Raw genomic sequence first — 7759 nt, forward strand, 5'->3', positions numbered from 1 at the left:
ACTCACCTGATCCGGAGTCCTTGCTGCGGCCGGCATGGAAGCGCGCCTTCTTCTGGCGGTTCCCGCAGGTGTTCATCTCGCACCACTTACGGGTGCGGCTCTGACTGGTGTCGAAGAAGGCGGCCCGGCAGGTCGGCGACGCGCACAGGGCCAGCCGTCCGTCCCGCTCGCCGGAGAGGATGCCGACCGCGTCGGCGGCGATCACGCTGAGGGCGTCCTCGACGCAGGACCGCGCACTCAGCCGCCACCGCCGCTCGCCCTCGGGCGTCAGGACCGCCGCGGCCCGCCCCCGTTCGCTGCGCTCGTTGATGACCTGGACGGCGGAGGCGGGCAGAGCCTCGCGCAGCGCGGCCGCCGTCGCGGCGGCGTGGACCGCCTCCCTCAGTTCCCGGGCGAGACCGAGCTGGGCGGGGGTGCAGGAGTCCACGGCGAGGCCGCTCACCGCCAGCCAGTCGACGAGCCGGTGCGGCACGGGAATGCGCTCGACCGGTTCACCGCAGCGCTCCGTCAGCGTCGCCGTGAAGCTCGTCGCCAGCACCTTGCCGAGACGGAAGTCAGGGAACTCACCACGCATGGAACCAGCTTAGACGGTTGCGGCGCGGGCAGAAGCATTGCTAGAACCGTCTAAGCCGGTTCCAAGCGAGCCGGTAGCCCGGCACCGCGACGGCCAGGAGGCCCCATGAACCCCATGAACCGCCCGAACAGCGACGTGCACCCCTTCCAAGCCCACGCCGACGACGCCGACCTCGACGATCTGCGCGCACGACTGGCCGCGGCACGCCTGCCGGAAGCCGAGACGGTCCACGGCGCCCCGCCCGGCCCCCGCCGATGGGCACAGGGCGTCCCCCTCGCCGACCTCATCGACCTCGTCGACTACTGGCGCACCCAGTACGACTGGCGGGCGTTCGAGAAGCGCCTCCACCACGCCGGCCAGTTCCGCACCACCATCGACGGCCTGGGAATCCACTTCCTGCACCGCCGCTCCCCCCGCGCGGACGCCACCCCACTGCTGCTGACGCACGGCTGGCCGGGCAGCATCGCCGAGTTCATCGACGTCATGGACGAACTCGCAGACCCCAAGGACACCGACGCACCGGCCTTCCACCTCGTCGTCCCCTCACTGCCCGGCTTCGGCTACAGCGACAAACCGTCCACCACCGGATGGGGAACCGAAAAGATCGCGGCCGCCTGGGTGGAACTGATGGCACGGCTCGGCTACGACCGGTTCACAGCCCACGGCGGCGACTGGGGCGGCAACATCACCACGGTCCTCGCCGGCAAGCACCCCGAACACGTCATCGGCGTCCACACACTGTTCGCGCAGGCACCCCCCGGAGTGACGACAAACGGACTCACGGAGACCGAGCGCACATGGGCCGAGGAAACCCGCCACTTCTGGCACCACCGCGCGGCCTACGCGAAACAACAGGCGACCCGGCCCCAGACCATCGGCTACGCACTCGTCGACTCACCGGTCGGACTCCTCGCCTGGATCCTCGACAAGTTCGCCGAATGGTCGGACACCGAGGACAGCCCCTTCGAGACGATCTCCCGCGACCGCATCCTCGACGACGTCACCCTCTACTGGCTCACCCGCACCGGCGCATCGGCGGCCCGCATCTACTACGAGAGCCACAACTCCCTCGACCCCGAACTACGGGTCGACGTCCCGGCAGCGGTCACCATGTACCCCCGCGACATCGAGAAGACCCCCCGCCCCTGGGCCGAGAAACGCTACCGCCACATCGTCCGCTGGAACACCCCCGACACCGGAGGCCACTTCCCCTCCCTGGAAGCCCCCGCCCACTTCGTCAAGGACCTACAGGAAGGCCTCACAGCAGTACTGACCACCCACCGACGACCACGCCCGGCCACCGGCACGCCCGGCAGCACGAGAACACGGTGAAGCCCTCAACCCACCCACGACCGCCCGCCAACGACCAGCACGGACAAGCGCGCCGGCGCAAGGCGCCAGGGCCGCGGCGGAACCGGCCGCCGATGTTGTAGCCGGCGAGAACACGGTTGCTCCTCCACAGAGGAACACAGGAAGACCCAACTCAGGATGGCAAGCCGCCTCGCCACAGACCGCGACCCCGCCGAACGGGGCCAGCGCCTCGAAGCTCGCCAACCAAACGGGCCCGCCAACCACATCGAAGACCAAGCCCACACCCCGCCCCCAGCCGCCCCACGCGCCCCCGCCCACGGCAACGGATCCGACGCGGGCCGGCCGACCTGTCGAGCCTGACCGGCCACGCAGAAAACCGACCAGCACCAGAACGACGACGACCACAGGCACGCACCACCCCAAGCCACTTACTCGAAGCGGGCCGGGAAAGGCTTCAGCGGCGGACAGTTTTCGAAGACCACGTCGGCGGCCGCCAATGACCACCTCGAACACTCAGTCGCCCCGCCCGCAGTCTGGAACAGCACGTCCACCGAAACGACTTCGGACCGCCGCGCCCTCGCTCCGTCCCACCCAGCATCCTGCACACAGAACCAAACGGCTTATCAGCCCATCCGGTAATGGGCGCGTGGCCCATCGACGAACATCAGCTGCGCACGGACCGTTCTGCAGCCCAGGTGTAGCCCAGCTCGGCGAGGACGGCCCGCTGATTCGCATCCAGCCGGTCACGCCTGGCCTTTTGGTTACTCAAGAACACACCCAGCCTGATCGCCGAACCGTCAGGCAGCTCCTCAATGTGTGCCCTCCCGACGACGGTTCTGCCTTCCCGCTGGACGTACTGGGTCAGGGCTGCCAGACCGCGTTGGAACGCCTGCTGCGCCTTGGTCGGGCGGCCCTTCGTCGCACGCTTGGGCGCCGGAGCGGGTGCCAGCGTCTCAGCGGGCTGTACGCCCAGCGCTGTCAACCGCTGCTGCTGTTCCTCGGAGAGCTCCACCCAACTGCGGCGTTGCCGCTGAAGCCACTTGCCGACGTCATCGCCTTCGCAGAGGACACCGGGTGCGATGTCGGACACGACTCCGTCGGGTTCGTCGGCGGCGAGGTGGCGGTAGTGGCGTTGCCAGTCCAGTGGCCAGGGGCAGTTCCAGTCGGGGTCGATCGCGGTCAGCTGTGCGGCCCGTGCCTGCGCCCGTTCGGGGTTCTTGCCGAGGCCGCCCTTGCGCCGGAGATTCGCCAGTAGCTGACCGATAGGGACAGGCTTGCCGTCAGCGGGGTCGTCCCACAGGGCATCCTGCCTCGGGGCCAGGTGCCCCGTGGCGCGCCGGTACGAGCGCAGCGCGGCGAGCTTGGCTTCCCACGCCTCTTCGCCCGGTTCCCAGACCATGCCGGCCTCCGGGGCGTCGAGGAGCTTCTTGCGCCGCGGTTCGAGCTCCCCGGCCCGCAGTGTCTTTCGCTGCTGGTGCACCCATCGCCCTAGCGGAAAGGCCTTCGTGACGCCGACCTCGGTCTCCGTGTCGTAGGGGACGGCGTGCAGGCCGGTGATCTCGTTCTCCTTCCGCCACCGCAGCAACGCCTGGTAGCCCTCCAGCCAGACCAGGGATTCGGGCCGGTAGACCCGGGTGCGCAGGAACGCGGCGATCGTGGCCGCATCGCGCGGGCTGGAGAAGTGGAGCAGTGCGGACTCGACCGCCCCGTCGGTGCCGCCCTCCTGGTCCTTGTCCTCACTCCCGCCCTCACCGCTGACCCCGATGATCCGCCCGTCGGTGTCGCGCTGGATGTGGGTCTTGCGTTTGCCGCTGGTGAGAGCGCGGGAGGCGAGCTGCTCGACGAGTCGTTCGTCGTGCGAGCGCAGGCCTTGGAGCACAGCGACCAGCCCGGCATACGCGGCAGAGGCGACCATGTCGGTGGGGTCTTCGCCGGGCTGAAGGAAGACGGGCACGATGATCCGCGCGACCTTCGTGGAGCCGTCCCGGTTGAGCCGGAGCGCGCGGCCGATATTCTGGACGATCTCGACCTGCGAGCCGCGGGTGTCCGCGAAGCAGACGGCTTCCACGCCCCGCTCGCCGGTGATGTCGACGCCTTCCCCGAGGACCCGGCAGCTGGCGAGGAACGCCCGGTGCACCCTGCGCCCGGCCGCGTCGATGCCGTTGGCGAACTGGCGAAGGGCTTCGCGTCGTTCGGTGACGAGGTGGTCGCCGCACAGCCACGCCGCCCACACCCGCTCCGGCGACACGTGCCGGCCGGACTCCAGCTCGTACAACTGCGCGTCGATCGACGACACGGGCAGCTTCTCCGCGGCCGCCAGGTCCTCGTCCGAGGCATCGCGCGCATACAGTTCGGCTGCGGTCTTCGGTAGCTTCTCCGCGAACGCGGCGGCTTCCTCGACCTTCTGGTGGAACGTCATGACCGTACGCAGGTTGTACGCCGCAGCGTGCTCCAGCAGTGCGGTCTGCAGGAGCGCCAGGCGCCGGCCCCGCTGTGCCTCCTCTGACTCTCCGAGGATGGGGGAGGGGTCGTGGATCTCGAGGACGTCGATCTCGAATCCAGCGAGGATTCCCCGCTCGACGGCCTCCGAGAGCCCCAGCTCGGCTAGCCAGGGACCGTACGTCTGAGAGTCCTGCCCCATCGATGCCAGCTCCATCTCCATCCCGCCCGCGCCCTTCTGCGGGCGGGGGGAGGCGAGGATGCGTGGGGTGGCGGTGAGGTAGAGCCGGTAGTCGGCGGGGATGCGGGCGTTGTCGTGGATCGCCGCCCACGGCCTACCAAGATCACCTGCGGTTGAGTGGGCTTCGTCCACGATGGCGAGGTCGAACGGGACCATTTGCTGGCCGTAGAGCCGTTCCCCGCCTGCCAGGGCGGCTTCCAGCGGCCCGCGGACCGTCCGCTGGCCGGTCGGGTCTTCCGGGTCCTCGCGGTCCACCAGGGAGGCGTAGGTGGCGAACACGACCACGGGCCCGGTTCCGGCCCACAGCGCGAGCTGGAGCGCATTCGTGGTGGTGCGCACCCCCAGCGCGCTGAGGACCGGGTCGTTCTCCAGCGAGCACCCCGCCACCATCGGCGCCCGATGCCCGACCGCACGCCACGCCTGGGCGGTCTGCGCGAGCAGGTCGAGGGTCGGCACGGTGACGAGGATCCGCCCGCCCGGGAAGCACTCCAGCGCGCTCGCGGCTGCCGTGATCGTCTTGCCCGATCCGGTGGCGGACACCAGCGTGCCCCGGGCCCCCTGCGCGGGCACAGAAGATCTTGCAAAGAATTTGACCCATTCCCGAATACTTGTTTTCTGGGTCACCTGATGTTCCCGGAGGCTGATCACAGATTTCGACCTTTCCTTTTTCCGGGCGACATCAGGTTCTTCCACCACGGGCCCATGCCCGAAGAGACCGCGCCCCCGTCGGGGGCAGGAGCTGGGCAGGGGTACCTGTCGATCCCGCCGCGCGCGGGCAGCTCGTCCTCGAAGTCGCAGGCGGCTACGGCCTTGAAGCCACCGTGCCACAGCGCTTCGAGCACGGCCGTGACAGCCTGCACCACCTCGGCAGGTGTCCCCTCGGAGGCCTCGCACTCCAGCACCGTCGGCCACTCGAGGAAGTCGAAGGGGTGGGCGTGCCGGCCGGTGGCGTAGTCGTTGGGCTCGCCTTCCACGCGCACCGGCCCGACGGTCAGCTCCGCACCGTCGTCCTCGACGAGGCCGAGGGCGTCTCGAAGCCGGGCCATGATCCGCGGGGCGGCCTCCGCGTCCACGTAGATCGAGGCGTCACTGTAAGGGGAGTCCGGGCCGAGGGGCGAAGGCCCGCGATCATCCGTCACGCGCGCTCCCTGGGGATTTGGCCGGGGTGAGGGCGAGGAAGCGCTGGAGCAGCCGCTGGGCCGGTTCGTGGTGGTAGTAATCGGCGATCTGCAGGGGAGTCTCGCCGTCGATGGCCGGCAGGCGTGGGTCGGCACCGTAGGCCAGCAGGATCGCCGTGGAGGCCGTGTTCAGCGGGTAGTTCGTCTGCAGGTGGCCGTCGCCTTCCAGATCGATCGCGTGAGTCAGCAGCGTGAGCTCAAAGCACACCTCGTCCGGGTCCGCCCCGGAGGCCAGGAGCATGGAGAGGGTCTCGTACTCATTGATCTCCACGGCCTGATGCGCCGGTGTCCACGGCTCTACCTCAGGCCAGGAGCTAGGCCCAGCGCATCGGGATCCATAGTGCCCTTCCCCTCCACCGACCCTGCTGGGCCGTGGCTGTCAGGTCAGCGGACGAACCACGGGCCTAACGCGCCGAAGCTGAATGCGGCCCCCGTCACCTGCTACCGGGTGTCCCCACTTTGCGCCAATGCTACATGCTGCATCACATCGAGATGCGGACTTGCGGGGGCCCCTCCGCAAAATCCCCTGCGACCCCGATGGTCATCCTGCATCGGGGTACACGGTGCCGCATGGCACCGAAGACCGAACGCATCCAGTTCCTGCAGGCCGTGCGGCAACTGCGCCGTATCCGCTCCTTCTACGCTGCGGCCATTCTGCTGTGGGCAGGGTCCGCCCTGTGGGCCGGCTGGCAGGCCCCGGGGAGTCGACAGATGCGGGTGTCCGTTCTCCTCCTGGCCGTCTTCGCCGTACTGCTCGTCACCGCGAGCCTCGCCCTGCGGCGTCTCGCCGTTCCCGCAACGGGTCGGCCCGTGCACCACGCTGCCCCGCACAAGCTGCCGAGTACCCGCCGCCACGCCCACGCCTGAGGCGCCATCAGGACGCGATCTAGGCCAGGAATGAGGAGCCCTCCGTAACCGCTCCCAAGGAGTGCAAGATGCAACGTTCTGGCTCTCGTGTCCCGCGGTCATGGGCCCAGCCGGGTAACCGGTGGGGACCATGGATCTACTGGCCGATGCTCTCTATCAGCATCGCCTTGTTAGCGTGGCGGGTGGTTGACGGTGAGAGCCCTGGCCCCATCGTCCTTGCGGCCAGCCAAGTCCTCGTGTGGATCTGTCTCCTGGCCGCCAACCGCACTGCACGACGCAAGCAGGCGGCCCCTTGAGCCGGTTACGCAGCTGCTCCGGGGGCGTGCTGCAGGCCGACTGTCCGGCATGCCTGCGGGCATGGGAAGACCATGAGGATGCAGTGGAGGACTCGATATCCCCTTCCGGAGCGGACAGTCACACAGCTGCGACGTAGCCGTTGGGTCTTCGCATGGTTCATGCTTCTCGAACCGTTCGCACTCGTCATGGCACTGACAGAGGACCACCGCAACGCCTGGACCGTCACCTGGACGGGGATCGGTACCGTCTTCTTCCCGCTCATGCTCCTGGGGGCTCAGTACCAGCTCAAGAAGAACAGGCGGATCACGCAAGCATTGAAGACGCCACCAGCCATCCCTTCCCTGTAGAGCCCGGGCCCGGTGCGGCGCTCGTTGGCTTGTTCTGGGGTAGCCGGATGCTATGCGGAGACGGGAGTGGTGGGCCGAGTGGTGGTCTCGGCGGTGGGTGCACTGGACGGCTGTTGTGATGGTGTGGCTTGCCGCCTATGGGGCGGCCGCAGTGGTGTGGCGCGCCCTTACAGGCAAGACGTGGTTCGACGCGCTGGTCTTCGCTGTCCTTGTGACTGTGGTCAACGTGGCGGCGCAGTGGGTGGCGAGCCGGACCAGGAGGAAAGCGCCAGCGCGTGGCGACTGAGTGAGCTGGAGCCCCAACCCTCCCCTCTAGCCGCCCGGGCCGAAGGCCCGTTGGCTGACCCGTGCAGCGGGGCCGGCCCTTGGTGGCAGGAGCGCAGCGGAAGCCACTTCACGGGGCCGCAGGCCCCGCAGCTCCGGGAGCGCAGCGGACGGAGCGTCATCCGCCTTGCGCAGCAAGGCGGGTGAGCTGATCGCGCAGCGTTCAGCTCCGCTCACGCGG

At 68.9% G+C, this 7759-nt stretch carries 6 protein-coding genes and 1 pseudogene; 3 read left to right on the forward strand and 4 right to left on the reverse strand.

Translation table 11 applies throughout. The annotated features are described in order from the left end of the window. Positions 1–574 (reverse strand): CGNR zinc finger domain-containing protein (locus GTW67_RS12020; protein WP_161164797.1); only part of this gene is annotated, 574 nt, incomplete at its 3' end. Between the two features lie 114 nt (positions 575–688). Between GTW67_RS12020 and GTW67_RS12025 the strand changes: the two genes are divergently transcribed. Then, on the forward strand, positions 689–1906 hold the full coding sequence (locus GTW67_RS12025) for an epoxide hydrolase family protein (protein WP_161164803.1): 1218 nt from the start codon (positions 689–691) through the stop codon (positions 1904–1906). Between the two features lie 643 nt (positions 1907–2549). Here GTW67_RS12025 and GTW67_RS12030 read toward each other — a convergent pair. The 3 genes and pseudogenes from GTW67_RS12030 to GTW67_RS12040 all read right to left on the reverse strand — a co-directional run. Further along, on the reverse strand, positions 2550–5213 hold the full coding sequence (locus tag GTW67_RS12030; protein WP_161164798.1) for a Helicase associated domain protein: 2664 nt from the start codon (positions 5211–5213) through the stop codon (positions 2550–2552). Further along, on the reverse strand, positions 5210–5704 hold the full coding sequence (locus GTW67_RS12035) for a hypothetical protein (protein WP_161164799.1): 495 nt from the start codon (positions 5702–5704) through the stop codon (positions 5210–5212). Before GTW67_RS12035 ends, GTW67_RS12030 begins: the two co-directional genes overlap by 4 nt. Next, positions 5694–6023 (reverse strand): annotated as a pseudogene (locus GTW67_RS12040) (hypothetical protein); the annotation flags it as partial. The pseudogene GTW67_RS12040 and the gene GTW67_RS12035, both read right to left, overlap by 11 nt. 290 nt (positions 6024–6313) lie before the next feature. Between GTW67_RS12040 and GTW67_RS12045 the strand changes: the two are divergent. Then, the gene (locus GTW67_RS12045) at positions 6314–6610 is read left to right on the forward strand and encodes a hypothetical protein (RefSeq protein WP_161164801.1); all 297 of its coding nucleotides are present in this window, start codon (positions 6314–6316) and stop codon (positions 6608–6610) included. Positions 6611–7092: 482 nt separating this feature from the next. Beyond that, the gene (locus tag GTW67_RS12050) at positions 7093–7254 is read left to right on the forward strand and encodes a hypothetical protein (RefSeq protein ID WP_161164802.1); all 162 of its coding nucleotides are present in this window, start codon (positions 7093–7095) and stop codon (positions 7252–7254) included. Positions 7255–7759 lie beyond the last annotated feature (505 nt).

Origin of the sequence: Streptomyces sp. SID5910, assembly GCF_009862125.1 — a bacterium.
In the GTDB taxonomy this organism is placed as follows: Bacteria; Actinomycetota; Actinomycetes; order Streptomycetales; family Streptomycetaceae; genus Streptomyces.

What these genes read in the sequence shown, in the direction of transcription:
- GTW67_RS12045 (WP_161164801.1), top strand. Translation starts at nt 6,314, where the DNA reads ATGGCACCGAAGACCGAACGCATCCAGTTCCTGCAGGCCGTGCGGCAA.
- GTW67_RS12025 (WP_161164803.1), top strand. Translation starts at nt 689, where the DNA reads ATGAACCGCCCGAACAGCGACGTGCACCCCTTCCAAGCCCACGCCGAC.
- GTW67_RS12050 (WP_161164802.1), top strand. Translation starts at nt 7,093, where the DNA reads ATGGCACTGACAGAGGACCACCGCAACGCCTGGACCGTCACCTGGACG.